General features: G+C 58.7%; 34 protein-coding genes. 29 read left to right on the forward strand and 5 right to left on the reverse strand.

Features of this window, described 5'->3' with window-relative positions:
• Positions 1 to 244: 244 nt before the first annotated feature.
• From B3V69_RS08240 to ubiA, 6 genes are all read left to right on the forward strand, one after another.
• Positions 245 to 547 carry a putative signal transducing protein gene (locus tag B3V69_RS08240; RefSeq protein ID WP_296445500.1) on the forward strand — a complete coding sequence of 101 codons (303 nt, stop codon included), beginning with the start codon at positions 245 to 247 and terminating at the stop codon, positions 545 to 547.
• 13 nt (positions 548 to 560) lie between these two features.
• Entirely contained in the window at positions 561 to 692 is a 132-nt protein-coding gene (locus B3V69_RS08245) for a hypothetical protein (RefSeq protein WP_296445503.1), read from the forward strand.
• A 44-nt stretch (positions 693 to 736) separates the two neighbouring features.
• Positions 737 to 1,714 (forward strand): SPOR domain-containing protein, encoded by a 978-nt coding sequence (locus B3V69_RS08250; RefSeq protein WP_296445505.1) that lies wholly within the window; start codon positions 737 to 739, stop codon positions 1,712 to 1,714.
• Between the two features lie 8 nt (positions 1,715 to 1,722).
• Positions 1,723 to 2,334, forward strand: coding sequence for a hypothetical protein (locus B3V69_RS08255; protein WP_296445507.1), 612 nt, complete (start codon positions 1,723 to 1,725; stop codon positions 2,332 to 2,334).
• A 30-nt stretch (positions 2,335 to 2,364) separates the two neighbouring features.
• Positions 2,365 to 3,318, forward strand: coding sequence for a LysR substrate-binding domain-containing protein (locus B3V69_RS08260; protein WP_296445508.1), 954 nt, complete (start codon positions 2,365 to 2,367; stop codon positions 3,316 to 3,318).
• Positions 3,319 to 3,424: 106 nt separating this feature from the next.
• Complete coding sequence (gene ubiA, locus B3V69_RS08265; protein ID WP_296445510.1) at positions 3,425 to 4,354, forward strand: 4-hydroxybenzoate octaprenyltransferase; 930 nt, start codon at positions 3,425 to 3,427, stop codon at positions 4,352 to 4,354.
• A gap of 85 nt (positions 4,355 to 4,439) precedes the next feature.
• Here ubiA and B3V69_RS08270 read toward each other — a convergent pair whose 3' ends face one another.
• The 5 genes from B3V69_RS08270 to B3V69_RS08290 form a co-directional block, all read right to left on the reverse strand.
• Entirely contained in the window at positions 4,440 to 4,625 is a 186-nt protein-coding gene (locus B3V69_RS08270; RefSeq protein ID WP_296445512.1) for a hypothetical protein, read from the reverse strand.
• A 126-nt stretch (positions 4,626 to 4,751) separates the two neighbouring features.
• Positions 4,752 to 5,567: a pyrroline-5-carboxylate reductase gene (gene proC / locus B3V69_RS08275; RefSeq protein ID WP_296445514.1), complete on the reverse strand. Its 816-nt coding sequence runs from the start codon at positions 5,565 to 5,567 to the stop codon at positions 4,752 to 4,754.
• Positions 5,568 to 5,656: 89 nt separating this feature from the next.
• Complete coding sequence (locus B3V69_RS08280; RefSeq protein ID WP_296445516.1) at positions 5,657 to 7,216, reverse strand: methyl-accepting chemotaxis protein; 1,560 nt, start codon at positions 7,214 to 7,216, stop codon at positions 5,657 to 5,659.
• Positions 7,213 to 8,730 (reverse strand): glycerol kinase GlpK, encoded by a 1,518-nt coding sequence (gene glpK / locus B3V69_RS08285; RefSeq protein WP_296445518.1) that lies wholly within the window; start codon positions 8,728 to 8,730, stop codon positions 7,213 to 7,215. The genes B3V69_RS08280 and glpK overlap by 4 nt, the downstream gene beginning before the upstream one ends.
• 65 nt (positions 8,731 to 8,795) lie before the next feature.
• Entirely contained in the window at positions 8,796 to 9,563 is a 768-nt protein-coding gene (locus tag B3V69_RS08290) for a DeoR/GlpR family DNA-binding transcription regulator (protein ID WP_296445520.1), read from the reverse strand.
• 160 nt (positions 9,564 to 9,723) lie between these two features.
• Between B3V69_RS08290 and B3V69_RS08295 the strand changes: the two genes are divergently transcribed.
• From B3V69_RS08295 to rpsD, 23 genes are all read left to right on the forward strand, one after another.
• Positions 9,724 to 10,797 (forward strand): ABC transporter ATP-binding protein, encoded by a 1,074-nt coding sequence (locus tag B3V69_RS08295; RefSeq protein ID WP_296445522.1) that lies wholly within the window; start codon positions 9,724 to 9,726, stop codon positions 10,795 to 10,797.
• Position 10,798: 1 nt separating this feature from the next.
• Positions 10,799 to 11,875: an ABC transporter ATP-binding protein gene (locus B3V69_RS08300; RefSeq protein WP_296445524.1), complete on the forward strand. Its 1,077-nt coding sequence runs from the start codon at positions 10,799 to 10,801 to the stop codon at positions 11,873 to 11,875.
• Positions 11,872 to 12,765 carry a carbohydrate ABC transporter permease gene (locus B3V69_RS08305; RefSeq protein ID WP_296445525.1) on the forward strand — a complete coding sequence of 298 codons (894 nt, stop codon included), beginning with the start codon at positions 11,872 to 11,874 and terminating at the stop codon, positions 12,763 to 12,765. The genes B3V69_RS08300 and B3V69_RS08305 overlap by 4 nt, the downstream gene beginning before the upstream one ends.
• The gene (locus B3V69_RS08310; protein WP_296445527.1) at positions 12,758 to 13,570 is read left to right on the forward strand and encodes a carbohydrate ABC transporter permease; all 813 of its coding nucleotides are present in this window, start codon (positions 12,758 to 12,760) and stop codon (positions 13,568 to 13,570) included. Before B3V69_RS08305 ends, B3V69_RS08310 begins: the two co-directional genes overlap by 8 nt.
• 12 nt (positions 13,571 to 13,582) lie before the next feature.
• Positions 13,583 to 13,891 carry a DUF2160 domain-containing protein gene (locus B3V69_RS08315; protein ID WP_296445529.1) on the forward strand — a complete coding sequence of 103 codons (309 nt, stop codon included), beginning with the start codon at positions 13,583 to 13,585 and terminating at the stop codon, positions 13,889 to 13,891.
• A gap of 87 nt (positions 13,892 to 13,978) precedes the next feature.
• Complete coding sequence (locus B3V69_RS08320; RefSeq protein ID WP_296445530.1) at positions 13,979 to 15,709, forward strand: ABC transporter substrate-binding protein; 1,731 nt, start codon at positions 13,979 to 13,981, stop codon at positions 15,707 to 15,709.
• A gap of 135 nt (positions 15,710 to 15,844) precedes the next feature.
• On the forward strand, positions 15,845 to 17,452 hold the full coding sequence (locus B3V69_RS08325; RefSeq protein ID WP_296445531.1) for a glycerol-3-phosphate dehydrogenase/oxidase: 1,608 nt from the start codon (positions 15,845 to 15,847) through the stop codon (positions 17,450 to 17,452).
• A 194-nt stretch (positions 17,453 to 17,646) separates the two neighbouring features.
• Complete coding sequence (gene rplN, locus B3V69_RS08330; protein ID WP_114972526.1) at positions 17,647 to 18,015, forward strand: 50S ribosomal protein L14; 369 nt, start codon at positions 17,647 to 17,649, stop codon at positions 18,013 to 18,015.
• Positions 18,016 to 18,024: 9 nt separating this feature from the next.
• A complete protein-coding gene (gene rplX / locus B3V69_RS08335; protein WP_296445534.1) occupies positions 18,025 to 18,345 on the forward strand; it encodes a 50S ribosomal protein L24 in 321 nt (106 codons plus the stop codon).
• 2 nt (positions 18,346 to 18,347) lie between these two features.
• The gene (gene rplE, locus B3V69_RS08340; protein ID WP_296445536.1) at positions 18,348 to 18,887 is read left to right on the forward strand and encodes a 50S ribosomal protein L5; all 540 of its coding nucleotides are present in this window, start codon (positions 18,348 to 18,350) and stop codon (positions 18,885 to 18,887) included.
• Between the two features lie 8 nt (positions 18,888 to 18,895).
• Positions 18,896 to 19,201: a 30S ribosomal protein S14 gene (rpsN, locus tag B3V69_RS08345; RefSeq protein ID WP_296445538.1), complete on the forward strand. Its 306-nt coding sequence runs from the start codon at positions 18,896 to 18,898 to the stop codon at positions 19,199 to 19,201.
• Positions 19,202 to 19,219: 18 nt separating this feature from the next.
• Positions 19,220 to 19,615: a 30S ribosomal protein S8 gene (rpsH, locus tag B3V69_RS08350; protein WP_296445541.1), complete on the forward strand. Its 396-nt coding sequence runs from the start codon at positions 19,220 to 19,222 to the stop codon at positions 19,613 to 19,615.
• Positions 19,616 to 19,641: 26 nt separating this feature from the next.
• A complete protein-coding gene (gene rplF, locus B3V69_RS08355; protein WP_296445543.1) occupies positions 19,642 to 20,175 on the forward strand; it encodes a 50S ribosomal protein L6 in 534 nt (177 codons plus the stop codon).
• A gap of 11 nt (positions 20,176 to 20,186) precedes the next feature.
• Positions 20,187 to 20,552, forward strand: a complete 366-nt coding sequence (rplR, locus tag B3V69_RS08360; RefSeq protein WP_296445545.1) for a 50S ribosomal protein L18 — start codon at positions 20,187 to 20,189, stop codon at positions 20,550 to 20,552.
• Between the two features lie 17 nt (positions 20,553 to 20,569).
• Complete coding sequence (gene rpsE, locus B3V69_RS08365; RefSeq protein ID WP_296445546.1) at positions 20,570 to 21,094, forward strand: 30S ribosomal protein S5; 525 nt, start codon at positions 20,570 to 20,572, stop codon at positions 21,092 to 21,094.
• 14 nt (positions 21,095 to 21,108) lie between these two features.
• Positions 21,109 to 21,291: a 50S ribosomal protein L30 gene (gene rpmD / locus B3V69_RS08370; RefSeq protein ID WP_296445548.1), complete on the forward strand. Its 183-nt coding sequence runs from the start codon at positions 21,109 to 21,111 to the stop codon at positions 21,289 to 21,291.
• Between the two features lie 10 nt (positions 21,292 to 21,301).
• Positions 21,302 to 21,733, forward strand: coding sequence for a 50S ribosomal protein L15 (rplO, locus tag B3V69_RS08375; protein ID WP_296445701.1), 432 nt, complete (start codon positions 21,302 to 21,304; stop codon positions 21,731 to 21,733).
• Between the two features lie 24 nt (positions 21,734 to 21,757).
• Positions 21,758 to 23,068 (forward strand): preprotein translocase subunit SecY, encoded by a 1,311-nt coding sequence (secY, locus tag B3V69_RS08380; protein ID WP_296445550.1) that lies wholly within the window; start codon positions 21,758 to 21,760, stop codon positions 23,066 to 23,068.
• A 14-nt stretch (positions 23,069 to 23,082) separates the two neighbouring features.
• Positions 23,083 to 23,301 carry a translation initiation factor IF-1 gene (gene infA / locus B3V69_RS08385; protein WP_077563621.1) on the forward strand — a complete coding sequence of 73 codons (219 nt, stop codon included), beginning with the start codon at positions 23,083 to 23,085 and terminating at the stop codon, positions 23,299 to 23,301.
• A 65-nt stretch (positions 23,302 to 23,366) separates the two neighbouring features.
• Positions 23,367 to 23,480, forward strand: coding sequence for a 50S ribosomal protein L36 (rpmJ, locus tag B3V69_RS08390; protein WP_084795560.1), 114 nt, complete (start codon positions 23,367 to 23,369; stop codon positions 23,478 to 23,480).
• A gap of 24 nt (positions 23,481 to 23,504) precedes the next feature.
• Positions 23,505 to 23,870: a 30S ribosomal protein S13 gene (rpsM, locus tag B3V69_RS08395; protein ID WP_029706490.1), complete on the forward strand. Its 366-nt coding sequence runs from the start codon at positions 23,505 to 23,507 to the stop codon at positions 23,868 to 23,870.
• Positions 23,871 to 23,889: 19 nt separating this feature from the next.
• Entirely contained in the window at positions 23,890 to 24,294 is a 405-nt protein-coding gene (rpsK, locus tag B3V69_RS08400; protein WP_114972515.1) for a 30S ribosomal protein S11, read from the forward strand.
• Between the two features lie 95 nt (positions 24,295 to 24,389).
• Entirely contained in the window at positions 24,390 to 25,013 is a 624-nt protein-coding gene (gene rpsD, locus B3V69_RS08405) for a 30S ribosomal protein S4 (RefSeq protein WP_296445558.1), read from the forward strand.
• The last annotated feature ends 92 nt before the right edge of the window (positions 25,014 to 25,105 follow it).

Here is a 25,105-nt window from a genome sequence, read left to right on the forward strand (position 1 = left end):
TCATCCACCTTACCGAAGCAGACTGATCAACGTGTACAAGAAGATCACCGCGAACGGTGCGCCAATGATCAAGACAATGAAGTTCATACACTTCCTTCCTTCTGTCCAAGCGGCAGTATTTGCCTATTTTTGCCGTTTGTCTTTGACAATACTCACGCGCGTTCAAGTCTGAAGTGCCACTGTGCAATGAATCGGTTCGACCACTCGCGGCCCAGAACCACAAAGCCGCGTATGCTTGTGCATCATGCTGCGCCTGACCCAAGCCTCCAATCTGGCGATTGCCACGCTGTGGGCTGACGCGCTAAATGACGAAGGCATCGTCGCCAGCGTGCAGCGCCAGTATCTGGCCGGCGTGGCGGGTGAGCTGCCGCCGGATCAGTGCCTGCCAGAGGTCTGGATTCATCATCCGGCCCAGGAGGCACGGGCGCGCGAGTTGCTGTACGACTTGCAGCATGTGCCGCAGCATCGCTGGCTCTGTACTTGCGGTGAACTGGTGGAAGGCGGCTTCGAGCAGTGTTGGAACTGCGCCGCCTGGATGCCGCGCTGACCGCCGGCCACCGGTGCTGGCCACCGTCGGCGGTATGGTCTTGCTGGGCGAGTCCGTCAGCTGGCGCATGGTGTTGGCGTCGGGCGCCATTCTGGGCGGCATGGCCTTGGTCATCCTGGAGAAGAAGTCGGCCAAGGTGAATTAGACTGTCGCTGTCCAACCCCCTGAGCGCTCAACCCGGCAATATTGATGGCATCCGAACCCGAGAATCCCCTGGCCAACGGCGTGACCGCCGAGCTCTACAAGGCCGCCATTGGTCCCCAGGGCCAGGCTTACTACCTGCGTCATTTTTTCCAGTTTGATGCAGCCGGCAAGACCGGCGTCAGCTGGCACTGGCCGGCCTGCGCGGCGACCTTGAGCTGGCTTGTCTATCGCCGGATGTGGCGCTGGGCGCTGGCCTATGGGGCGGCGCTGTTGGGGCTGGCCCTGCTTGTTTTTGGTGTCGGCAAGCTGGCGTTCCACTATTCCGAGGCGACCGGCCTGCTGCTGCTCCTGCTGTTCGCGACGGTCGCCGTGGTGCTGCCCGGCCTGTATGCCAATGCCTGGTATTACACGTCTTGCAGCGAGAAGATTTCAGTCGCCTTGCGCGACACCACCAACATCAAGGAGGCTTGTGCCGTGCTCGCGCGGCAGGCCAGCAGCCGACGGCGCGGGCTGGGCCTGGCGGCGGCCAATGGGCTGGTGCTGGCGCTGGCGGCCAGTGCGGCGGCTTTTGTCCTGAGCCTCGGACCGACCGGCGCTCACCTGGCACAGTCCGGACTGGTCACGGCCGCGGCCAAAGACCTGACGGTCGCGCTGCAGCCGGTGGCGGCAGCGTCCAGCGTGGTGGCGCGCGAGGCTGTGCCCGCCGTGCCCGCCGTGCCCGACGTCGTCGCCATCGTCAGGCCCGCGCCCGCGCCCGCCGCGCCGCCGACCCAACCCAAACCCGTCCCTGCAAAGCACCAATGGTTTGTCCAGGTCGGGGCCTTTGCCGATGCGGCCAATGCACACAAGGCGCGGACCCAAGTCGCGGCGACCGGTCTGGCGTCGAGCGCGGAATCCTCCGACACGCCGGCCGGGCGCCTCATCCGGGTTCGCGCCGGACCTTTTGACAGCAAGGGCGAGGCCGAGCGGGCGGCGCTGCAGATCAGGGCGCTTGAGTTGCCGGCCGTGCTGTTCCGGCAGTGAGCCTCATCATGAAACTTCTTGTCTTGAAACTTCTGGGCCTCGCCACCTTTTGCGCGCTGTCAGTGCCGTCGGTGCTGGCGGCCTTGCCCCAGCGCGACCTGACGGTGGAATTGCGGCAGGTGCAAGACACGGGCGGTGTCACGGTCAGCACGCAGTCACGCGAGCCGACGCTGGCGCCGCAACAGATCCGGGTGCGCAACGGCGCCAAGGCCAGCCTGCGCCTGGGGCAGGCGATGCCGGTGCAGTGGGTGCAGTCGGCGGTGGCGCAGAGCGCGGCGCTGGCGGCCTCCGGCGTTTCCGCCAGCAGCAGCGGGGGCGCGGTGCGCAATGCCGTGACCTGGATGGACGCCGGCCAAGGCCTCACCGTGCAGCCGCGCTGGCCCGGTGGCAAGCAGGTAGTGACGGTCGAGATCGAGGTACAGGCGGCCGCAGTGGGTGAGCGCACCGGCGCCGAACTGCCAACCCAGTCACGCAGCCGCCTGGCGACCACGGTCAGCGCAACGCTGGGGCAATGGGTCACGATCGCGACGACCGACAGCCGTGCGCCGCGCGGGGTCTACCGCAGCGACACGACGGCCGAGTCCCGGCAGCTGATTCAGCTTCGGGTGCTGGCACCCTGATGTCGGGGCGTTGAATGCCACAATCACGCCATGACACTGACCGAGCTTAAATACATCGTGGCCGTGGCCCGGGAACGCCACTTTGGCAAAGCCGCCGACGCATGCTATGTGTCGCAGCCGACGCTGTCGGTGGCCGTCAAAAAGCTCGAAGAAGAGCTCGACGTCAAGCTGTTTGAGCGCAGCGCCAACGAGGTGTCGGTGACGCCGCTGGGCGAAGAAATCGTGCGCCAGGCGCAAAGCGTGCTGGAACAGGCGGCCGCTATCCGTGAGATCGCCAAGCGCGGCAAAGACCCTTTGAGTGGGCCGCTCACGCTCGGGGTAATCTACACCATCGGTCCCTATCTGCTGCCCGATCTGGTCGGCCAGATGATTGCGCATACCCCGCAAATGCCGCTGATCCTGCAGGAAAATTTCACCGTCAAACTGCTTGAGATGTTGCGTACCGGTGAAATTGACTGCGCCATTCTGGCCGAGCCTTTTCCGGATGCCGGGCTGGCCGTGGCGCCGCTGTATGACGAACCCTTTTTGGCGGCCGTGCCGACCCATCACGCTTTGGCTGCCAAAAAAGCGGTCACCACCGAGGAACTCAAGCGCGAGACCATGCTGCTGCTGGGCAGCGGCCATTGTTTTCGCGACCACGTGCTGGAGGTGTGCCCGGAATTTTCCCGCTTTTCCAGCAACGCCGAGGGCATTCGCAAGAGCTTTGAAGGTTCATCCCTGGAGACCATCAAGCACATGGTGGCCGCCGGCATGGGCGTCACGCTGGTGCCGCGCCTGAGCGTGCCCAAAGACGCTTTGGCGCCGAAGCCCCGGCGCAAGCGCGATGGCGATGCTTTTGTGAAATACCTGCCGTTCGCGGGAGATCCTCCGACGCGCCGGGTGGTGCTGGTCTGGCGCCGCAGCTTCACCCGCTACGAGGCGATTGCGGCGCTGCGCAACGCCATCTATGCCTGCGAGCTGCCGGGCGTGGTGCGTCTGTCATAGGCTGTGGTTTAAGTAAAATGTGCCGCTAGCCCTCGTACCTATTGCGCGAGAAGCTATTAAATAAATAGCAAATCCGTATTTTTCGCCCCGCCCTGACCCCTCTGCCGTGAAACCTCGTTCTCCTCTTCCTCCTCTTTCGCCCCGTTTTCGCTCCCGTCTGGCCCTCTACCTGGATCTGATTCGCTGGAGCCGCCCGGCCGGCTGGCTGCTGCTGCTGTGGCCGACGCTCAGCGCGCTGTGGATTGCCGCGCACGGCTTCCCCGGCTGGCATTTGCTGGGGGTGTTCACGCTCGGCACCATCCTCATGCGCAGCGCGGGTTGCTGCATCAACGATGTGGCCGACCGTGACTTCGATCGGCACGTCAAGCGCACCGCGGGGCGCCCGGTGACCACCGGTGCCGTGTCGGTGAAAGAGGCGCTGCTGCTCGGGGCGGTGCTGGCGCTGCTGGCGTTTGCGCTGGTGCTGAGCACCAACGCCGCCACCATCGGCTGGTCGGTCGTGGCGCTGGTCGTCACGCTGCTCTACCCCTATGCCAAACGGGTCGTCTCCATGCCGCAAGCCGTGCTGGGCGTGGCCTTCAGCTTCGGCATTCCGATGGCTTTCTCCGCCGTGCAAGGCCGAGATTCGTTCAGTCTTTCCGCCATGCAATCGAGCGCGCCGTCGCTGGCCTGGGTGTTGCTGCTGGGCAATCTGTTCTGGGTACTGGCTTATGACACCGAGTACGCCATGGTGGACCGGGATGATGACCTCGCCATTGGCATGAAAACGTCGGCCATCACGCTCGGGCGGCTGGACGTGCCGGTGATCCTGCTGTCGTATCTGTTGTATATGACTATTTGGGCTCTAGCCCTCGCAGAGTATAGGCTAGGCGCTATATTTTATATAGCAATGGGGCTGGCTCTGGGGCAGGTGGTGTGGCACTACACCCTGATCCGCGGCCGCACGCGCGCCGGTTGCTTCAAGGCCTTCCGCCTCAACCACTGGCTCGGATTCACGCTGTTTGCCGGCATTGCGGCGAGCTACGCGTTCCAATAAAAAAGCCGCCTGAACGCAGGCGGCTTTTGGGGGAAATTTGGGGCGAAGGCAGCGCTTTGGGTGCGCCGCTTTGACCCGCCGGGGCTTACATCTTCTTCTTGGCGGCCGATTTTCTGTGTTTGGCCTTGGCCTTGGTTTTCGCTTTGGCGTGCGTTCCTTTTTTCACCGTCTTGGTCTGCGTGGCGCTGGCGGCTGCCACGGGGGTGGAGATCACGGCCAGGGGCATGGCGATCAGGGCGGCGCTGATCAGGGCGGAAAGCAGTTTTTTCATGAATGAATCCTTAGGGGTGACGAAGTGTCGTCTGTGTCGCGTACTCGCGGCCGGATGACCGAAGACCTGCCGTCCCCTAACGTTTTCCTGTGGGCGCGCGTTGACGGTCTGCGCGGGATTTGTCAATCACGCGCCACCAAATTCATCGCCCAGCTCTTTGGCCCGGCGCCGGGCGGCGTGCATGGCCCGGATAAACTGGGTTTTGACCTTGTCGTCGTCCAGACTGGAGATCGCCGCATGCGTGGTGCCACCTTTGGAGGTAACGCGTTGGCGCAGGACTTCGGGCGGCTCGCCCGAGCTGCGCGCCAGCTCGCCCGCCCCAATGAAGGTGGCGATTGCCAGCTGGTAGGCCTGAGCGCGCGTCAGGCCCATGTCGACGCCCGCCGTGGTCATCGCTTCCATGAAGTAAAACATATAGGCCGGGCCGGAGCCGGACAGGGCGGTGACCGCGTCCAGCTGGTCTTCGGCGTCGAGCCAGAGGTACTCGCCGGTGCTGGCCACCACCTGGCTGACCGAGTCCTTGTCCTGTGCCGTCACGGCAGGCCGCGCGAACAGGGCGGTGATGCCTTTGCCAATCAAGGCCGGTGTGTTGGGCATGGCACGCACCACCCGCTCGGTGCCCAGCCAGCGCGCAATGCTGTCGCTGCGGATGCCGGCGGCCACGCTGAAGTGCAGGGCATTTTTGGTGTGAAACCGCACTTGCAGCGCAGCGTCCTTGAAGGTCTGGGGCTTGATGGCCCAAATCACCATGGCGGCCTGGGCCAAAAACGCACCGGGCTGGGCCTCGGCGACGATGCCGTAGGCGCTTTTAAGCTTTTCCTGGGCCTCTGCAAAGGGCTCGACAACGTCGAGATGGTCGGGCGCGAAGCCCTGGCCGATCAAGCCGCCGATGAGGGCGCTGGCCATGTTGCCGCCGCCAATGAATGCAATGCGCTTGCTCATGGATGTTCCTGCAGTTGGGTCGCCACAAACAATGTGGCCGAGTCTTTGAGTCTAATCAAAAAGCACGGCCGTTCCGGCGGCGCCGCTGGTTAGGCCGCCAGCCGGAACTGCGACACCGTCTCGGTCAGACGCGTGGCCTGGCCCTTCAGGCTCTGCGCCGCGGCGGTGCTCTGTTCCACCAAGGCGGCGTTCTGCTGCGTCATGGTGTCCAGCTCATTGACGGAGACCGCGATCTGCCCGATGCCCGATTCCTGGTCGGCCGACGCGCTGGTGATCTCGGTCACGATGGTCGACACCTGGCGTACCCGGGCCACGATGTCAGACATGGTCACGCCGGCCTGCACGACGAGGCGGCTACCGCCATCGACCCGTTCGACGCTATCGGAGATCAGCGTCTTGATTTCCTTGGCTGCCTCCGCGCTGCGCTGCGCCAGGCTGCGCACTTCGCTGGCCACCACGGCAAAGCCACGGCCTTGCTCGCCGGCCCGTGCCGCTTCGACCGCGGCGTTCAGCGCCAGAATGTTGGTCTGGAATGCAATGCCGTCGATCACGCCGATGATTTCGGTGATCTTGCGGCTCGACGCCTGAATCTCTTCCATCCGCCGCACCACTTCGTTGACGGCATCACCGCCTTCGCTGGCCACCTTCGCGGCCGATGAAGCGAGGGCGCTTGCTTCGCGTGCCGAGCTGGTGTTGTGCCGCACCGTATCGGTCAGCTGCGCCATCGAGGTACTGGTTTGCTGCAGGCTGGAGGATTGCTGCTCGGTGCGGTTGCTCAGGTCGAAATTGCCCTGCGCAATCTCGTCGCTGGCCAGCGACACTGAATCGGCGGACTCCTTGATCTCGACCACCATCGCACGCAGGCCGTGCTGCATTTCCCGCATCGCTGACAGCAGGCTTTCGTTATCGCCGGCACGCAGCTTGATGCTGTAGGCCAGGTCTCCCGCGGCGATGCGTCGCGCCACGTCGCGCGCATACAGCGGCTCGCCCCCGAGCTCCCGTACCAGCGAGCGACCAATGCCCAAGCCCAGGCCCAGGCTGACCGCCACCGCCGCCACCATGCCGCCCAACAGGCCGATCGTCGCGGCGGCATAGTTCGCCTTCATCGAATCCACACCGGCCGCGGTGCGCTTGCTCTGCAGATCGATCAAGGCCTGCATCGCCTCAATCCACTGCGTTTGCGGCTTTTGAACTTTGTCGATCAGGGTCTCGCTGGCGACCTCTTTCATGCCGCGTGTGGCCTGCTCCATCGCTTCGTCAAGCAGCGGCAGCACCACGCCGCGCAGCTGGCCGATGGCGGCATAGAGCTTTTTTTCCTCGTCGTCGACCAGCAGCACGGCCAGCGAGTCGTAGATGGTGTCGAACCGTTTGCGGGACTCGGCCTGAAGCTCTTTTTGTTTGGCTTGCACGCCGGTGTCGCGGGTGACGATCAGGTTGCGCACGGAGCGCGCGGTTTCTTCGAGCTCGGCGCGCATGCGCCAGGCGACATCGGTCTTGCGGTTGTTTTCGTTGACGATCACGTCAACGCCTTGCTTGACCGAACTCAGCACCCACCATGAGCCGCCAGCGATCAACACCAGCAACAGCGAAGACAGACCGAAACCGAAGGCCAGACGCTGACCAACAGTGATGTTCTTAAATCCGTTCATGATTGCTCCTGAAGAGGGCTGGCCACCAGCACAGTTTGTCTGACGGCATGCTCCCACCGCTCCATCAGTTCCCGGGCGCGCTGGGTATCGAGTGTGGGCAAGAAGCGTCGCTCCGATCGCCACAGGTCGGTCAGCTCGTCCGTATTATTGTAGACCCCGGTCGCCAGGCCAGCCAGGTAAGCCGCACCGAGTGCCGTGGTCTCGGTCACTGCCGGGCGGACCACCGGAATGCCCAGTAAGTCGGCCTGGAATTGCATCAAAAGATCATTGATGCAGGCGCCGCCATCGACCCGCAGTTCGGCCACCGTGGCGCCGCCCGCTGCCACCGCATCGCGACTCATGGCTTGCAGCAAGGCAGCGCTTTGAAAAGCGATGCTCTCCAGCGCGGCCCGGGCGATGTGGGCCACCGTGCTGCCGCGTGTCAGGCCGGTAATGGTGCCGCGGGCATCCGGTTTCCAGTAAGGGGCGCCCAGCCCGGTGAAGGCCGGCACCACGATCACGCCGCCCGAGTCGGGCACGCTTTGGGCCAGGGCCTGCACCTCGCCGCTGCTGGGAATGGCGCGCAGGCCGTCGCGCAGCCATTGCACCACGGCGCCGCCCACAAACACGCTGCCTTCGATGGCAAACTCGGTCTGTGCCGTGGCTTGCGCCGCGCTGGTGGTGATCAGGCCGTTGTGCGACGTCTGGAACGTTTTCCCCGTGTGCATCAGCATGAAACATCCCGTGCCGTAGGTGTTTTTGACCATGCCCGCCTTGAAGCAGGCTTGCCCAAACAAGGCACTTTGCTGGTCGCCGGCCACGCCGCCTATGGCGATGGCGTGCCCCAGCAGGTCAGGCGTGACTTCGCCATACAGTGCGCTGGATGGTTTGACCGTGGGCATCATGTTGGCTGGAATGTCCAGCGCCTGCAGCAACTCGGGGTCCCACTGGTTGGTGTGAACGTTGAACAGCATGGTGCGTGAGGCGTTGCTGACATCGGTGGCGTGCACGGCGCCGCCGGTGAGGCGCCAGATCAGCCAGCTGTCCACCGTGCCAAAAGCCAGTTCGCCATTGTTCGCCTGTTGTCGCGCGCCAGGCACATGGTCCAGGATCCACTTGAGCTTGGTGCCGGAAAAATAGGCGTCGACCAGCAATCCGGTTTTGGCCTGGATCGTGTCGGCCAGCCCGCGTTCGCGCAAGGCGACGCAGGTGGGCTCGGCGCGGCGGTCCTGCCAGACGATGGCGTGGTGAATCGGCAGACCGGTGGCCCGGTTCCAGACCACCGTCGTTTCACGCTGGTTGGTGATGCCGATGGCGCGCACCTCACGCGCCTGGATGCCTGCTTTGGCCAGCGCATCGCGGGCAGTGGCCAGCTGGGTGCGCCAGATTTCCTGCGGGTCGTGCTCTACCCAGCCGGGCTGCGGGTAGATCTGCGCAAGCTCTTGCTGCGCCTGGGCCACGGTACGCCCTTCGGCGTCAAAAATAATGCTGCGGGAGCTGGAGGTGCCCTGGTCCAGGGCGAGCAGATAGGTCATGGGGGCACCGTTGATGAGGGGATGGAGGATTCAGGTCGAGGACAGCACAAGCAGCGTCGGCGATGTCAAGGCAGCGCAATGTCGTAACGCACATGAGCCTCCGTCAAAAGTGCCGGAAATGGCTCTGGCGGTGCTGCGTCCGTGAACAGACGGTCAATCTGGGACAGGGTGGCCACCTCCACCATGGCCGGGCGGTCGAATTTGCTGACGTCAGCGGCAAGCCACACTTCACGCGCGTGCGCAATGATGGTTTGCGAGACTTTGACTTCACGGTAGTCATAGTCTCGCAAGGTGCCGTCGGCCTCAATGCCGGATATGCCGATGAGGGCGATGTCCACCTTGAAGCGGCGGATGAAATCCACGGCCGCTTCGCCGACGATGCCGCGGTCCCGCCCCCGCACCACGCCGCCGACCACGATCACTTCACTTCGTGAATTGGCGCTGAGGATGGTGGCGACATTCAAGTTGTTCGTGATGACTCGCAGTCCCGTGTGATGGAGTAGGGCTCGGGCAATGGCTTCGGTCGTGGTGCCGATGTTCAGGATCAGCGAGCAATCGTTGGGAACCGCGGCGGCGACGGCGCGGGCGATACGGGATTTGCCTTCCGCATTCAGATTTTCACGCTGCTGGTGGGCAATGTTCTCAACGGTTGAGCTGCGCACGCGCACGCCGCCGTGAAAGCGCGCGAGCAGTCCCTCGTCGGCTAGCCGTTGTACATCACGTCGCACGGTTTGCAGGGTGACGCCTAGTTGGTCTGCCAATTGCTCGACTGTGACGGAGCCCTGGGCCTGCACGACGGCAAGCAAAGTGAGTTGTCTGGGGTTTGGATTCATTCTTGTATTTTTCCCTAAATGGACGGTGGTGTAGACTGTAAAACGAAATAAAAAGAACATCTATAGGGTAAATACCGATACAAAAGGAATTAAAACGAACAATAATTCACGAAATCGAAAATTTGATTCGTCTTCAAACATAATTCTTAAAGGTAGCGTGATGCAGTTGACTCTTGAGGCCATCAGCAAGAAAGTGGGGGTGCAGTCGTGGTTGTACGACATGAGCATTGCCCCGCGCAGTGGCGCTGTGACCGTGTTGTTGGGCGCAACCCAGGCGGGCAAGACCAGTCTCATGCGCATCATGGCGGGGCTGGATGTGCCCAGCGCTGGCCGGGTGCTGGTCGATGGCCAGAACGTCGTCGGCGTGCCGGTGCGTGAGCGCAACGTGGCGATGGTGTACCAGCAGTTCATCAATTACCCCTCGTTGAGGGTTCGCGACAACATTGCATCCCCGTTGAAGTTGCGGGGTGAAAAAGGCATTGATCAGCGCGTGCGCGAGTTGGCCGAAAAACTTCATATTGAAATGTTTCTGGATCGTTATCCGTCCGAACTGTCGGGCGGGCAGCAGCAGCGTGTGGCCTTGGCGCGTGCCTTGGCGAAAGGGGCGCCTTTGATGCTGCTGGATGAGCCGCTGGTGAACCTGGACTACAAATTGCGCGAAGAGCTGCGCGAAGAGCTGAGTGCCCTGTTCGCGGCGGGTAGTTCAACGGTGATTTACGCCACCACCGAACCTGGTGAGGCGCTCCTGCTGGGCGGCTATACCGCCGTCATGGATGCCGGTGAACTGTTGCAGTACGGCCCCACGGCCGAAGTGTTCCATAAACCAAAATCGTTGCGCGTGGCGCGGGCCTTCAGTGATCCCCCGATGAATCTGTTGGGAGCCAGCGTTGGCGCGGGTGGCGTGCAGCTGGACGGCGGACCGTTGCTGGCCATGGGCTTGCCGGCCACGGCGTCGCACCAACTTACCGTCGGCATGCGTGCCAGCGCCCTGCGCGTGAGCGCGGGAGAGGGCGACGTCTCCTTGCCTGGCAAGGTGGAGCTGGCCGAAATTTCGGGCTCCGATACCTTTGTGCACGTGGTCACCCCGGTGGGCGAACTGGTGGCGCAGTTGACCGGCGTTCATTACTTTGATTTGGGTGCGTCTGTCACCCTCTATTTCAATCCGGCTCAGGTTTATGTGTTTGACGCCCGGGGGATGCTGCTGCTGTCTCCGGTGCGCGGCGGAGGGCGCTGATATGGCACGCATCGATCTCGATCTGGCCCACGCCTACAAGCGGGACCCCAAGCAGGACAGCGACTATGCGCTGCTGCCCCTGAAGATGACCTTTGAAGATGGCGGGGCCTATGCGCTGCTCGGCCCCTCGGGTTGCGGCAAGACCACCATGCTCAACATCATGTCGGGCTTGTTGGTGCCGTCACAAGGTAGCGTGCGCTTTGATGGGCACGACGTCACGCGCGCCTCGCCGCAAGAACGCAACATCGCCCAGGTGTTTCAGTTCCCGGTGATTTACGACACCATGACCGTGGCCGAAAATCTGGCATTTCCGCTGCGCAATCGCAAAGTTCCCAAAGAGCAGATCAACAAACGGGTGGGCGAGATTGCCGAGATGCTGGAAATGAGCGGCCAGTTGAACCAGCGCGCGTCTGGTCTGGCGGCGGATGCGAAGCAAAAAATATCGCTGGGTCGCGGCCTGGTCCGGCCCGACGTCTCGGCGGTCTTGTTTGATGAGCCGCTGACGGTCATCGATCCGCACCTTAAATGGCAATTGCGCCGAAAACTCAAACAGATTCACCACGAACTCAAGCTGACCCTGATTTACGTGACGCACGACCAGGTGGAGGCGCTGACCTTTGCTGATCAGGTGATGGTGATGACCCGGGGTCGCGCCGTGCAGGTCGGCTCGGCGGCCGACTTGTTTGAACGGCCCAGTCATACCTTTGTCGGCCATTTCATTGGCTCGCCCGGCATGAATTTTTTGCCCGGCCAAGTGGACGAAGAAGGGTTCCACGTGGGTGGCCTTGTTTTGGCATTGCCACCAGGTCGCGCGTTGCCAGCGGGGGAGATCAAGCTTGGCGTTCGTCCCGAGTACGTGGCGCTGGTATCCGCTGGCACGGCGGGGGCCGTGGCCGCGACGGTGTCGCAGGTGCAGGATGTGGGCACCCATGTCATGTTGAGCGCGACACTGGCGGGCCACACGATCAAGGCGCGCCTGTCGTCCGACGCGGCGCAGCTGTCACCGGGAGAAACCGTCTGGTTGACGGTGATGGGCGAACACAGCTGTTTTTACAAAAATGAGGAGCTCGTGTCATGAGCACTACCACCAAACCGGTGAACCAAAAAGCCTGGTTCCTGATCCTGCCGGTGTTGATTTGCGTCGCATTCTCGGCCATTCTGCCCTTGATGACGGTCGTCAATTATTCGGTGCAAGACATTATTTCACCGGAGCGTCGGGTGTTTGTCGGCACCGAGTGGTTTGCCGCCATCATGCGTGATGAAGAACTGCACGGTGCCTTGTTGCGGCAGCTGACGTTTTCGTTCTCGGTCCTTGCGGTGGAACTGCCATTGGGCATCCTGCTGGCCTTGTCCATGCCCGCCCAGGGATGGAAGTCGTCGGCGGTGTTGGTCATTGTGTCGCTTTCGCTGCTCATCCCCTGGAATGTAGTGGGCACCATCTGGCAAATTTTCGGACGCACTGACATCGGCTTGATGGGAGCTGCCCTGCAGGGGCTGGGTATTGATTACAGCTACACCGGCAACGCTACCCATGCATGGATCACCGTTCTGCTCATGGACGTGTGGCACTGGACCCCGTTGGTGGCCTTGTTGGGCTATGCCGGCCTGCGCTCGATTCCGGACGCGTACTACCAAGCCGCCAGCATTGACGGCGCCAGCAAATTCGCGGTGTTTTGGTATGTGCAGCTGCCCAAAATGCGGGGGGTTCTGATGATCGCAGTGCTCCTGCGCTTCATGGACAGTTTCATGATCTACACCGAGCCCTTCGTGCTGACTGGTGGCGGGCCGGGCAACTCGACCACGTTCCTGTCGCAGTTCCTGACGCAGAAGGCGGTCGGGCAGTTTGACCTGGGGCCGGCAGCCGCTTTTTCCTTGATCTATTTCCTGATCATTCTGTTGCTATGTTTCATTTTGTACAACTGGATGCAGCGCGTCGGCACCCAGGAAAAGGAGGGTGGTCATGAATAAGTCGGGGTTTCAGAAGCGCTCAGTGTTCCTGGTCGCCTACATTGTGTTCGCCCTGCTGCCGGTGTACTGGATGATCAATATGTCGTTCAAGACGAACGAAGACATATTGTCCAGCTTTTCCTTGTTGCCGCAGCACTTTACCTGGGACAACTACAAGACGATTCTGACGGACCCATCGTGGTACGAGGGCTACATCAACAGCCTGATTTATGTCGCCATCAACACCGTGATCTCAATCACCGTGGCCTTGCCCGCGGCCTACGCGTTCTCCCGTTACAGCTTTCTGGGTGACAAACACGTCTTTTTCTGGTTGCTGACTAACCGGATGACGCCCCCGGCGGTCTTTTTGTTGCCTTTTTTTGAGCTTTATTCCACCGTGGGTTTGATGGACACCCACTTGGCCGTCGCACTGGCACACCTCTTGTTCAATGTACCGCTGGCGGTCTGGATTCTGGAGGGCTTCATGAGCGGAATCCCCAGAGAAATCGATGAAACTGCCTATATCGACGGCTATTCGTTTTCGAGGTTTTTCATCACCATTTTTCTGCCCTTGATCAAGGCCGGCGTCGGCGTTGCCGCCTTCTTCTGTTTCATGTTCAGCTGGGTGGAGTTATTGCTGGCCCGCACCTTGACCAGTGTGAATGCCAAACCGATTGTCGCAATCATGACGCGCACCGTCTCGGCATCCGGCATGGATTGGGCCACCCTGGCCGCCGCCGGTGTCCTGACGATTGTGCCGGGTGCCATTGTGATCTGGTTTGTTCGGAATTACATCGCGAAGGGTTTCGCGATGGGACGCGTTTGATAGGAGTTTTGCATGTTTGACTGGATGGCCTGGACTACGCCTGTAGCCGTTTTCTTCATCTGCATTGTGCTCATGCTGTTTGGCATGACGGTGTGGGAAGTCAAGTCCCCTACCAGCCCGAGGCGGGGGTTCTTGCCGCTGGACACGACCCGTGGGGATCGCTTGTTTATCGGGCTGTTGACGGCGGCGTATGTGAATCTGGCATTCGTGGGTATCGGCGGCAAGTTGGTGGTCTGGTTGGGACTGGAGATGGAACCTTCCATCTGGATCAGCTTTGTGGTGTCCATGGGTTTGCTCGCGCTGATCATGCGCAAAGGCTAGCCATTGAGGTATCAAGGATCGGCTTGTTGTCCCCTGGAGCCGAAGCAGCCTTTGAAGCAGGGGTCTACACATCTGAGGAGATTGATTATGAAGTTGCGGTATAGCGCACTGACTGTGGCTGTCGCCTGCGCGATGGCTAGCCAGGGTTGGGCCGATGAGGCTGCGGCCAAGAAGTGGATTGACAGCGAATTTCAGCCGTCCACCTTGTCCAAGAACCAGCAGGCGGCGGAGATGAAATGGTTCATCGACGCGGCCAAGAAGCTCAAAGCCAAGGGTGTCAACGAAATCAGCACGGTGTCGGAGACACTCACGGTGCATGAATACGAATCCAAGACGCTGGCCAAGGCGTTCGAGGAGATTACCGGGATCAAGGTCAAGCACGACCTCATCCAGGAAGGTGACGTGGTCGAGAAGCTGCAGACCTCGATGCAGTCGGGCAAGTCGATCTACGACGGCTGGATCTCCGACTCCGACCTGATTGGAACGCATTACCGCTACGGCAAGATCATGAACCTGACCGACTACATGACCGGCAAAGGCAAGGAGTACACCAACCCGGGCCTGGATCTGAAGGACTTCATCGGCACCAGCTTCACTACCGCGCCGGACAAAAAACTCTACCAGTTGCCCGACCAGCAGTTCGCCAACCTCTATTGGTTCCGTGCCGACTTGTTCGCGAAGAAGGACCTGCAGGACAAGTTCAAAGCCAAATACGGCTATGACTTGGGCGTGCCGCTGAATTGGAGCGCTTACGAAGACATCGCCGCGTTCTTCAGCGAAGATGTGAAGACCATCGACGGCAAGCCGATCTACGGCCACATGGACTACGGCAAAAAGGACCCCTCGCTGGGCTGGCGTTTTACTGATGCGTGGCTCTCCATGGCGGGAACCGCCGACGTCGGCATTCCCAACGGGATGCCGGTTGACGAGTGGGGCATCCGTGTTGCTGCTGACAAATGCACACCGGTGGGGGCATCCGTGTCGCGAGGAGGCGCCACCAACTCGCCGGCGGCCGTCTATGCGCTCACGAAATACATCGACTGGATGAAGAAGTACGCGCCCAAGGAAGCCAGTGGCATGACCTTCGGCGAAGCTGGTCCGGTGCCGGCGCAAGGCCAGATCGCCCAGCAGATCTTCTGGTACACGGCATTCACCGCCGATATGGTCAAAACCGGCTTGCCGGTGGTGAATTCCGACGGTACGCCGAAGTGGCGCATGGCACCAGGCCCCAACGGACCGTACTGGAAGCAGGGCATGCAAAACGGCTACCAGGACGTGGGATCGTGGACCTTTTTCAAGGACCATGACCCCAACAAGGTGGCCGCAGCTTGGTTGTACGCGCAGTTCGTCACGAGCAAGACGGTCTCCTTGAAGAAGTCCATCACCGGACTGACCTTCATCCGCGATAGCGACATTCGGCATGATTACTTCACGCAGAACGCCCAAAAGTACGGCGGACTGATCGAGTTCTATCGCAGCCCGGCCCGTGTGGCCTGGACGCCGACCGGCACCAACGTCCCCGACTACCCGAAGCTGGCGCAGCTGTGGTGGAAGAACGTGGCCGTGGCGGTCACTGGCGAGAAAACGCCGCAGGCCGCGATGGACAACCTGGCTGAGGAGATGGACCAGGTGATGGGTCGCCTGGAGCGGGCCGGTATGGCGCACTGCGCTCCCAAGCTCAATCCCAAGCAAGACCCCGCCAAGTGGCTGAGCGACAAGGGTGCCCCCTGGAAGAAGTTGGCCAACGAAAAGCCCAAGGGTGAAACCATTGCCTATGACACGCTGTTGACTGCCTGGAAAAACGGCAAGGTTCGCTAAAAAAGCATTGCTAGTCCCCATGCTCTAAAAGGTGGCCGTGTGAGCAAATTCGTCGCACGGCCTTTTTTTGCGACTGATTGTTGCGAGCAATGCACAAACCAGCGCAATTTGTTGAACAGCCGAAAAACTTGACTTATGGCCATCAAAACGCAGCCCCTATTCACCCATCGGGATCAACTGATCACCCGACTGTCAGAGGTCCGTCACTATGACATTGCCATCGTCGGAGGCGGGTCTACCGGGCTCGGTGTGGCGCTGGACGCGGCCGCGCGGGGCCTCAGTGTGGTCTTGGTGGAGTCCCACGATTTTGCCAAAGGCACCTCATCCCGGTCCACCAAACTGGTTCACGGCGGGGTGCGGTATCTGGCGCAGGGCAATATCGCGCTGGTGCGAGAGGCCTTGCATGAGCGCACCACATTGCTGAACAATGCGCCGCATCTGGCGCAACCTCTGTCGTTTATCATGCCGTCCTATAAATGGTGGGAGACGCCCTTCTATGGGATCGGCCTCAAGATGTATGACGCGCTGGCGGGCAAGGCCGGCTTGGGGAAGACCGAATTTCTGAGCCACGACGAAACCCTCGCCGCATTGCCAACGGCACAGCCGCAGGGGCTCAGGGGCGGCGTCAAGTACTGGGACGGGCAGTTCAATGACGCGCGACTGGCGTTGGCACTGGCCCGCACCGCAGCAACCTACGGCGCCCTGCTGGTGAACTATTGCCGCGCAGCAGATATTCTTTATGAGGATGGAAAAGTCGCCGGGCTCGTCTGTGAAGACATGCAGACCGGCCGACAGTATCGGATCAACTCCCGTTGCGTTGTCAACGCAGCAGGCGTATGGGTGGACGAACTTCGGCAGAAAGATGGGGTCGCCAATGGCGGCGGTGGCAGGCGCCCCACCAAACCTATCGTGGCACCCAGCCAAGGTGTCCATATCGTCGTAGATCGGGAATTCTTGGGGGCAGATGTAGGCTTGATGGTGCCAAAAACAGCGGATGGACGCGTTCTGTTTGCTGTGCCATGGTTGGGAAAAGTCATTTTGGGGACGACCGATACGCCTCGAAACGACCTGGCGCGCGAGCCATTGCCGTTCAAGGAAGAGGTGGATTTCATTCTGAATGAATCGACCCGTTATCTCACCCGCGCGCCGGTTCGCGCCGACGTCAAGAGTGTCTGGGTTGGACTGCGTCCCTTGGTCAAGCCGCAAGACGATGAGGGTGACAACACCAAGGGCTTGAGTCGCGAGCACACGGTTCTGGTCAGCCGTAGCGGTCTGGTGACGGTCACCGGCGGCAAATGGACGACCTACCGCGCCATGGCCGAAGACGTTCTGGACATGTGCGCCGAGAAGTCCTTGCTTGAGAGAAGACGCAAGGGTGTGACGACCCATTTGAAATTGATTGGCGCGGACGTTCCCGGAACACCAGTCCAGTCCATTTGTCGGCCGCCGGGCCTGCACTCTTATGGCAATGAGCAAGCACTGGTCATGACTATGCCGGGTGCTGGTACGACGCTCTGCGATGGGCTGACGGAAGCCATGGTTCGTTTTGCCGCCCGCTTCGAGTACGCCATCACGGTTGAAGATGTCCTGGCTCGCCGTTCCCGCTTGCTGTTTCTGGACGCGCGTTTGGCAAGTTCCCTCGCCGTTCAGGTCGGCGAAATCCTTTTCGAGGAAACCGGTCTGGACCCGCAAGTTGGTGCTTTTTCAGAGTTGGCACAACACTATTTGCGTTTGCCGGAATAAATACGCTTGACGGGAGGATAAATGCTCGGCATAATTGTGGGCTTCGCTTGAAAAAGTATGAAGTGTCTGCCCAACGAATGCAATGTGAGTGGTTCATGTTGCAAACGACGGGCCCAAGACTGACTGGAAAACTAGGGGTGCTGACTGAAGAGTTGGTGGCTTGATGTTTCTGGTGCAAGTTGGGAATAATTGAAATGATCCAAGCTGAATCTCGATTAGAAGTTGCCGACAATACCGGCGCAAAGTCCGTTCTGTGCATCAAGGTGCTCGGCGGGTCCAAGCGTCGTTACGCTAGCGTTGGTGACGTCATCAAAGTGAGTATTAAAGAAGCTGCTCCGCGCGGTCGCGTCAAAAAAGGCGAGATCTACAGCGCGGTGGTGGTTCGTACGGCCAAGGGCATTCGTCGTAGCGACGGCTCCCTGGTCAAATTCGATGGCAATGCGGCAGTGTTGCTGAATGCCAAATTGGAGCCAATTGGCACCCGTATCTTCGGTCCAGTGACGCGTGAGTTGCGCACTGAGAAGTTCATGAAGATCGTGTCTCTGGCTCCTGAAGTTTTGTAAGGACGCGCCATGAACAAGATTCGCAAAGGCGACGATATCATCGTGCTCACCGGGCGCGACAAGGGTAAGCGCGGCAAAATTGCCTTGCGCAAAGACGACTCGTATGTGCTCGTCGAAGGCATCAACGTGGTGAAAAAACACACCAAGCCAAATCCTCTTAAAGGTGCGGTTGGCGGTATCGTTGAAAAGTCCATGCCAATTCATCAGTCCAATGTGGCGATTTTTAACGCTGCTACGGGTAAGGCTGATCGCGTTGGCATCAAGCTGTCGGCTGACGGTAAACGTGTTCGCGTTTACAAGTCCAGCGGTGAAGAAATCAAGGTGGCATAAGCATGGCTCGTTTGCAACAACACTATCGCGAAAAATTGGCGCCGGAGCTGATGGCCAAGTTTGGCTACACATCTCCCATGCAGGTTCCGCGTCTTACCAAGATCACTCTGAATATGGGTGTGAGTGAGGCCGTGGCCGACAAGAAGGTGATGGACCACGCGGTCAGCGACCTGACCAAGATTGCGGGTCAAAAGCCGGTGGTCACCATGTCGAAGAAGGCTATTGCGGGTTTCAAGATTCGTGAAAACCAGGCCATTGGCTGCATGGTCACGCTGCGCGGCGTGCAAATGTTCGAGTTTCTTGACCGTTTCGTGACCGTTGCTTTGCCGCGTGTTCGTGACTTCCGCGGCATTTCTGGTCGTGCATTTGATGGTCGTGGTAACTACAACATCGGCGTCAAAGAGCAAATCATTTTTCCTGAAATTGAATATGACAAGGTTGATGCCTTGCGTGGTCTCAATATCAGTATCACCACAACGGCCAAGACTGATGAAGAGTGCAAAGCACTGCTCACAGGTTTCCGTTTCCCGTTCAAGAACTGAGGTGACCTGTGGCTAAAATGGCTTTAATCCAGCGCGAAATCAAGCGCGATAACCTGGTTGCCAAGTACGCGAAAAAACACGCGGAATTCAAGGCAATCGCAAGCGACATTAAACGCACCGACGAAGAACGCGCTGCGGCCCGTCTGGGTCTGCAAAAGCTCCCGCGCAATGCAAACCCGACGCGTCAACGTAACCGTTGCGCCATCACCGGTCGCCCCCGTGGCACATTCCAGCATTTCGGTCTGGCGCGTGCAAAAATTCGTGAAATGGCTTTTGCAGGGGAAATCCCCGGCATGGTCAAAGCCAGCTGGTAAGCGGTAGGAGACATATATATGAGCATGAGTGATCCCATCGCCGACCTGTTGACACGCATTCGCAATGCGCAAATGGTGGCCAAAACCACTGTCAGCGTACCTTCTTCCAAAGTGAAGGTGGCGATTGCACAGGTGTTGAAGGACGAAGGCTACATTGACGGATTCAAGGTGAACGCCAATGACGGCAAGCCTGAACTTGAAATTGCCTTGAAATATTACGCCGGTCGGCCCGTGATTGAGCGCATTGAGCGCGTTAGTCGCCCAGGCCTGCGTGTTTACCGTGGCAGCGATGCCATTCCCCAAGTCCAAAACGGCCTGGGTGTGGCAATTGTCACAACCCCCAAGGGCGTCATGACTGATCGCAAAGCGCGCGCTACCGGTGTCGGTGGTGAAGTGCTCTGCTACGTCGCCTAAAGCGTGACATTGAGGAGAAACAGAAAATGTCCCGTATAGGAAAAATGCCCGTCGCCGTCCCGGCTGGCGTGGATGTGTCAATCAAAGAAGACCAGATCAGCGTTAAAGGCTCTGGTGGCACTTTGGTTTTGATCCAAAATGCTTTGGTCACCGTGACCAGCGATGCAGGCAAGCTGAATTTTCAGCCGGCCAATGACTCTCGCGAAGCCAATGCCATGAGTGGCACCATGCGCCAGCTGGTGAACAATATGGTGCTTGGTGTGACCAAGGGTTTTGAGAAGAAGCTCAGTCTTATTGGTGTGGGCTACAAGGCCCAGGCGCAAGGCGCAAAGCTGAATCTGACTGTGGGATATTCTCATCCGGTCAATAAAGACATGCCCGCTGGTATCACCGTTGCAACTCCCACCCCCACGGAAATCGTGATCAAGGGTGCGGACCGTCAACGCGTAGGCCAGGTGGCTGCCGAGATCCGTGCAATTCGTCCTCCTGAGCCCTACAAAGGCAAGGGTATCCGTTATTCGGACGAAAAAATCACGATCAAAGAAACCAAGAAGAAATAAGGAGCTGCAACATGTTGACCAAAAAAGAACAGCGTCTTCGCAGAGCTCGTCAAACCCGTATCCGGATCGCCACCCAAGGTGTCGCCCGCTTAACGGTCAACCGCACCAACCTGCACATTTACGCCAGCGTTATCTCTGGCGATGGCGGCAAGATTTTGGCGAGCGCATCCACGGCGGAAGTCGAAGTGCGCAAGGCTTTGGGCGGCGCGGGCAAAGGTGGCAATGTTGCCGCTGCCCAAGCTATTGGCAAACGTCTGGCTGAAAAAGCCATGGCGGTTGGTGTTGAAAAAGTTGCGTTTGATCGTGCAGGCTTTGCGTACCATGGCCGCGTCAAGGCGTTGGCAGATGCGGCACGTGAAGCTGGCTTGCAGTTCTAAGCAGATCGGAAATTAAGATGGCTAAAGTTCAAGCGAAAATGCAGGGTCGGGCCGAAGGGCCTGAAGATGGTCTGCGCGAAAAGATGATCGCGATCAATCGCGTTACCAAGGTGGTCAAAGGTGGCCGGATCCTTGGTTTCGCGGCACTGACCGTGGTCGGTGATGGCGATGGCCGTGTTGGCATGGGAAAAGGCAAGTCCAAGGAAGTGCCTGCAGCCGTGCAAAAAGCAATGGAAGAAGCCCGTCGCAACATGACCAAGGTCGCGCTCAAAAATGGTTCGATTCACCACAAGGTGATGGGTCAGCATGGCGCCGCAGCAGTCATGATGGCGCCGGCCCCCAAGGGTACGGGCATCATTGCGGGCGGTCCTATGCGCGCGGTCTTCGAAGTTCTCGGTATTACTGATATCGTGGCGAAGAGCCATGGATCGACTAATCCCTACAACATGGTTCGTGCCACTTTGGATGCACTGTCACATGCGACGACTCCGTCACAAGTGGCGGCCAAGCGCGGCAAGACGATTGAAGAACTCTTCGTCTAAGCAGGAGTTTCAAAATGACAACAAAACAAACAGTCACAGTGCAACTGATTCGTAGCCCAATCGGCTGCCAGGAATCGCACCGCGCCACCGTTCGTGGATTGGGTCTCCGCAAAATTCGCAGCACAAGCGAGTTGGTGGATACGCCTGAGGTCCGCGGCATGATTAACAAGATCAGTTACCTGGTCAAAGTGCTCTAAGAGGTTGATGATGGAACTCAATGGCATCAAGCCCGCTGACGGTGCAAAGCACTACAAGCGTCGTGTCGGTCGTGGTATCGGCTCCGGCATCGGAAAGACTGCAGGTCGTGGTCACAAAGGTCAAAAGTCTCGCGCAGGCGGCTACCACAAAGTCGGCTTTGAAGGCGGTCAAATGCCTATGCATCGTCGTTTGCCAAAGCGGGGTTTCAAATCCCATTTGCTGAAGTTCAATGCAGAAGTTACGTTGGCTGCGTTGGAGCAACTTGGCGCCGCTGAGGTGGATTTGGTGACCTTGAAGCAAGCTGGCCTCGTTGGCGAACTGGCAAAGGTTGTCAAGATCATCAAGACTGGTGAGCTCACCAAAGCCGTGAAACTCACGGGTATTGGCGCAACGGCAGCTGCCAAAGTCGCGATTGAAGCGGCCGGCGGTAGCCTCGCTTAAGTCGATAATTGAAAGACTTCAAAAGTGGCAACTAACGCGGCTCAACTGGCAAAGACTGGCAAATTTGGCGACTTGCGTCGTCGACTTGTATTTTTGCTGCTCGCGCTGGTCGTGTACCGTGTGGGTGCTCATATTCCAGTTCCCGGTATTGACCCTGCACAATTGGCGCAGTTTTTCAAGGGTCAACAAGGTGGCATTCTGGGCATGTTTAACATGTTCTCGGGTGGTGCATTGTCCCGATTTACCGTTTTTGCGTTGGGGATCATGCCGTACATATCGGCTTCGATCATCATGCAGTTGTTGACCTATGTGCTGCCCGCTTTTGAACAATTGAAAAAAGAGGGTGAGGCCGGTCGACGCAAGATTACGCAGTACACACGCTACGGTACTCTTGGACTCGCCTTGTTCCAGTCAATGGGTATTGCCCTCGCACTGGAAAGCTCGCCGGGACTGGTGATTGCACCAGGATTTGGATTTCGCATGACCGCCATCGTCACGTTGACGGCTGGAACTTTGTTCCTGATGTGGCTGGGTGAGCAGATTACAGAGCGCGGCTTGGGCAATGGTATTTCGATACTGATTTTTGGCGGTATTGCAGCGGGTTTGCCTAATGCAATAGGTGGATTGCTTGAATTGGTGCGTACTGGAGCGATGAGCATCATTGTTGCCCTGTTCATTGTCATTCTGGTCGCTTTGGTCACTTTCTTTGTCGTATTTGTGGAGCGTGGGCAGCGCAAGATCCTGGTGAATTACGCAAGACGCCAAGTTGGCAACAAGGTGTACGGTGGGCAGTCGTCGCATCTCCCGTTGAAGCTGAACATGGCGGGTGTGATTCCTCCGATTTTCGCGTCGTCCATTATTTTGTTGCCGGCGACGGTAGTGGGTTGGTTCAGCGCGGGGGACTCCATGCGTTGGTTAAAAGACATTGCGGGTTCGTTGACGCCGGGGCAGCCCATCTATGTGATGCTGTATGCATCGGCGATTGTGTTTTTCTGCTTTTTTTATACGGCCTTGGTATTCAATAGCCGTGAAACAGCTGACAACCTTAAGAAGAGCGGTGCGTTTATTCCCGGTATTCGTCCCGGTGATCAAACCGCTCGGTACATAGACAAGATTTTGCTTCGCCTGACGTTTGCTGGTGCGATCTACATCACGTTGGTGTGTCTGCTACCCGAATTCCTTATCTTGAAGTACAACGTGCCGTTTTACTTCGGTGGTACTTCACTTTTGATCATTGTGGTTGTGACCATGGATTTCATGGCACAGGTTCAGAATTACATGATGTCGCAGCAATATGAATCGCTGTTGAAGAAGGCTAATTTCAAGTCTTCATAAGGCGATTGGTAAATATGTCAAAAGACGATGTTATTCAGATGCAAGGAGAGGTGGTCGAAAACCTGCCAAACGCGACGTTTCGCGTGAAGCTGGAAAACGGTCATATCGTACTGGGGCATATTTCAGGAAAAATGCGTATGCACTACATCCGCATTCTTCCAGGGGACAAAGTCACTGTTGAATTGACGCCTTATGACTTGAGTCGGGCACGGATTGTATTCAGGGCTAAGTAACATTAATGGTAGGTGTTCCGCGCGATCTACTGCGGGAACAACGAGAACAGTTTTAGGAGAATGAAATGAAAGTTTCGGCTTCGGTCAAGAAAATTTGCCGTAACTGCAAGGTAATTCGGCGTAAGGGCGTTGTGCGTGTGATCTGTACCGATCCACGTCACAAGCAGCGCCAGGGTTAATTGCAAGAGTTTTAGAGGACGAAAATGGCACGTATCGCTGGCATCAATATTCCGCCGCAACAGCATTCTGAAATTGGCTTGACTGCCATCTTTGGAATCGGTCGCACCCGCGCTCGCAAAATCTGCGAAGCTTGCGGCATCGCTTATTCCAAGAAGGTCAAGGATTTGACTGACGGGGATCTGGAAAAAATTCGCGACCAGATTGCTCAGTTCACAATCGAGGGTGATCTGCGTCGTGAAACGACAATGAACATCAAGCGTTTGATGGACATTGGTTGTTATCGCGGCTTCCGTCATCGGCGTGGTCTGCCCATGCGCGGCCAGCGTACACGGACGAATGCCCGTACCCGCAAAGGTCCGCGCAAAGCTGCTCAGTCACTGAAAAAATAACAGGCATTGAAAGAATACTATGGCAAAAGCTCCAGCCAATAATGCCGCACAGCGAGTGCGCAAGAAAGTCCGTAAAAATGTTGCGGATGGTGTAGCGCACGTTCACGCGTCCTTCAACAACACCATTATCACGATCACGGATCGTCAGGGCAATGCTTTGTCCTGGGCCTCGTCAGGTGGTCAAGGTTTCAAGGGTTCCCGCAAGTCCACACCGTTCGCAGCCCAAGTGGCTTCCGAGGTGGCCGGTCGTGCTGCGATTGAGCAGGGCATCAAGAATCTTGACGTTGAAATCAAAGGTCCAGGCCCTGGTCGGGAATCTTCGGTTCGCGCCCTTGCCGCGCTCGGCATTCGTATCAACATGATTGCTGACGTGACACCGGTGCCGCACAACGGTTGCCGTCCGCAGAAGCGCCGTCGTATCTAATTCGGCATCTAATTTTTTAACCAAGCCCACCGCCACTGGCACTGCGCCGGTGGCTCCCGCAATATTTTGCGGCAGATGACATAAAGGAAGTTCAAGTGGCACGTTACCTAGGCCCCAAGGCCAAACTATCCCGCCGTGAAGGCACCGACCTGTTTTTGAAGAGCGCCCGGCGTTCTATTGGCGACAAGGCAAAATTCGACTCCAAACCGGGTCAACACGGACGCACTTCTGGCGCACGTACCTCCGACTTCGGCCTGCAGCTTCGTGAAAAGCAAAAGGTCAAGCGCATGTATGGCGTTCTTGAGAAGCAATTCCGTCGCTACTTCGAAGAGGCGGATCGCCGCAAGGGCAACACCGGTGCAAATCTGTTGTCCCTGCTGGAGTCGCGCCTTGACAATGTGGTGTACCGCATGGGCTTCGGTTCCACCCGCGCTGAGGCGCGCCAGTTGGTGTCCCATAAAGCCATGACGGTGAACGGTAAGAGCGTCAATATTCCTTCGTACATGGTCAAGACCGGTGATTTGATCGCCGTTCGGGACAAGTCGAAAACGCAAAACCGCATTGTGGAAGCCCTTCAGTTGGCCCACCAAGTTGGTATGCCTGCCTGGGTTGAGGTGAATCTTGAGAAGGCCGAGGGCACTTTCAAGTCCGCGCCCGATCGTGACCAGTTCGCCGCCGACATCAACGAGTCGTTGATCGTTGAGTTGTATTCGCGTTAATAGCGTTTCAACACGTTTTTCATTTGAATTCGTTCCTGAGGCGCGGGACACTGCGTCTGAGGTGCTTCGCCAGCCTTACCGGTGTAACGAGC

The sequence above is a fragment of the Rhodoferax sp. UBA5149 genome, from assembly GCF_002413825.1.
Lineage (GTDB): Bacteria > Pseudomonadota > Gammaproteobacteria > Burkholderiales > Burkholderiaceae_C > Rhodoferax.

Coding starts and splice junctions, on each gene's coding strand:
- B3V69_RS08240 (WP_296445500.1), top strand. CDS start 245: ATGCTGCGCCTGACCCAAGCCTCCAATCTGGCGATTGCCACGCTGTGG.
- B3V69_RS08250 (WP_296445505.1), top strand. CDS start 737: ATGGCATCCGAACCCGAGAATCCCCTGGCCAACGGCGTGACCGCCGAG.
- B3V69_RS08255 (WP_296445507.1), top strand. CDS start 1,723: ATGAAACTTCTTGTCTTGAAACTTCTGGGCCTCGCCACCTTTTGCGCG.
- B3V69_RS08260 (WP_296445508.1), top strand. CDS start 2,365: ATGACACTGACCGAGCTTAAATACATCGTGGCCGTGGCCCGGGAACGC.
- B3V69_RS08270 (WP_296445512.1), bottom strand. CDS start 4,625: ATGAAAAAACTGCTTTCCGCCCTGATCAGCGCCGCCCTGATCGCCATG.
- proC (WP_296445514.1), bottom strand. CDS start 5,567: ATGAGCAAGCGCATTGCATTCATTGGCGGCGGCAACATGGCCAGCGCC.
- B3V69_RS08280 (WP_296445516.1), bottom strand. CDS start 7,216: ATGAACGGATTTAAGAACATCACTGTTGGTCAGCGTCTGGCCTTCGGT.
- glpK (WP_296445518.1), bottom strand. CDS start 8,730: ATGACCTATCTGCTCGCCCTGGACCAGGGCACCTCCAGCTCCCGCAGC.
- B3V69_RS08290 (WP_296445520.1), bottom strand. CDS start 9,563: ATGAATCCAAACCCCAGACAACTCACTTTGCTTGCCGTCGTGCAGGCC.
- B3V69_RS08295 (WP_296445522.1), top strand. CDS start 9,724: ATGCAGTTGACTCTTGAGGCCATCAGCAAGAAAGTGGGGGTGCAGTCG.
- B3V69_RS08300 (WP_296445524.1), top strand. CDS start 10,799: ATGGCACGCATCGATCTCGATCTGGCCCACGCCTACAAGCGGGACCCC.
- B3V69_RS08305 (WP_296445525.1), top strand. CDS start 11,872: ATGAGCACTACCACCAAACCGGTGAACCAAAAAGCCTGGTTCCTGATC.
- B3V69_RS08310 (WP_296445527.1), top strand. CDS start 12,758: ATGAATAAGTCGGGGTTTCAGAAGCGCTCAGTGTTCCTGGTCGCCTAC.
- B3V69_RS08315 (WP_296445529.1), top strand. CDS start 13,583: ATGTTTGACTGGATGGCCTGGACTACGCCTGTAGCCGTTTTCTTCATC.
- B3V69_RS08320 (WP_296445530.1), top strand. CDS start 13,979: ATGAAGTTGCGGTATAGCGCACTGACTGTGGCTGTCGCCTGCGCGATG.
- B3V69_RS08325 (WP_296445531.1), top strand. CDS start 15,845: ATGGCCATCAAAACGCAGCCCCTATTCACCCATCGGGATCAACTGATC.
- rplN (WP_114972526.1), top strand. CDS start 17,647: ATGATCCAAGCTGAATCTCGATTAGAAGTTGCCGACAATACCGGCGCA.
- rplX (WP_296445534.1), top strand. CDS start 18,025: ATGAACAAGATTCGCAAAGGCGACGATATCATCGTGCTCACCGGGCGC.
- rplE (WP_296445536.1), top strand. CDS start 18,348: ATGGCTCGTTTGCAACAACACTATCGCGAAAAATTGGCGCCGGAGCTG.
- rpsH (WP_296445541.1), top strand. CDS start 19,220: ATGAGCATGAGTGATCCCATCGCCGACCTGTTGACACGCATTCGCAAT.
- rplF (WP_296445543.1), top strand. CDS start 19,642: ATGTCCCGTATAGGAAAAATGCCCGTCGCCGTCCCGGCTGGCGTGGAT.
- rplR (WP_296445545.1), top strand. CDS start 20,187: ATGTTGACCAAAAAAGAACAGCGTCTTCGCAGAGCTCGTCAAACCCGT.
- rpsE (WP_296445546.1), top strand. CDS start 20,570: ATGGCTAAAGTTCAAGCGAAAATGCAGGGTCGGGCCGAAGGGCCTGAA.
- rpmD (WP_296445548.1), top strand. CDS start 21,109: ATGACAACAAAACAAACAGTCACAGTGCAACTGATTCGTAGCCCAATC.
- rplO (WP_296445701.1), top strand. CDS start 21,302: ATGGAACTCAATGGCATCAAGCCCGCTGACGGTGCAAAGCACTACAAG.
- infA (WP_077563621.1), top strand. CDS start 23,083: ATGTCAAAAGACGATGTTATTCAGATGCAAGGAGAGGTGGTCGAAAAC.
- rpmJ (WP_084795560.1), top strand. CDS start 23,367: ATGAAAGTTTCGGCTTCGGTCAAGAAAATTTGCCGTAACTGCAAGGTA.
- rpsM (WP_029706490.1), top strand. CDS start 23,505: ATGGCACGTATCGCTGGCATCAATATTCCGCCGCAACAGCATTCTGAA.
- rpsK (WP_114972515.1), top strand. CDS start 23,890: ATGGCAAAAGCTCCAGCCAATAATGCCGCACAGCGAGTGCGCAAGAAA.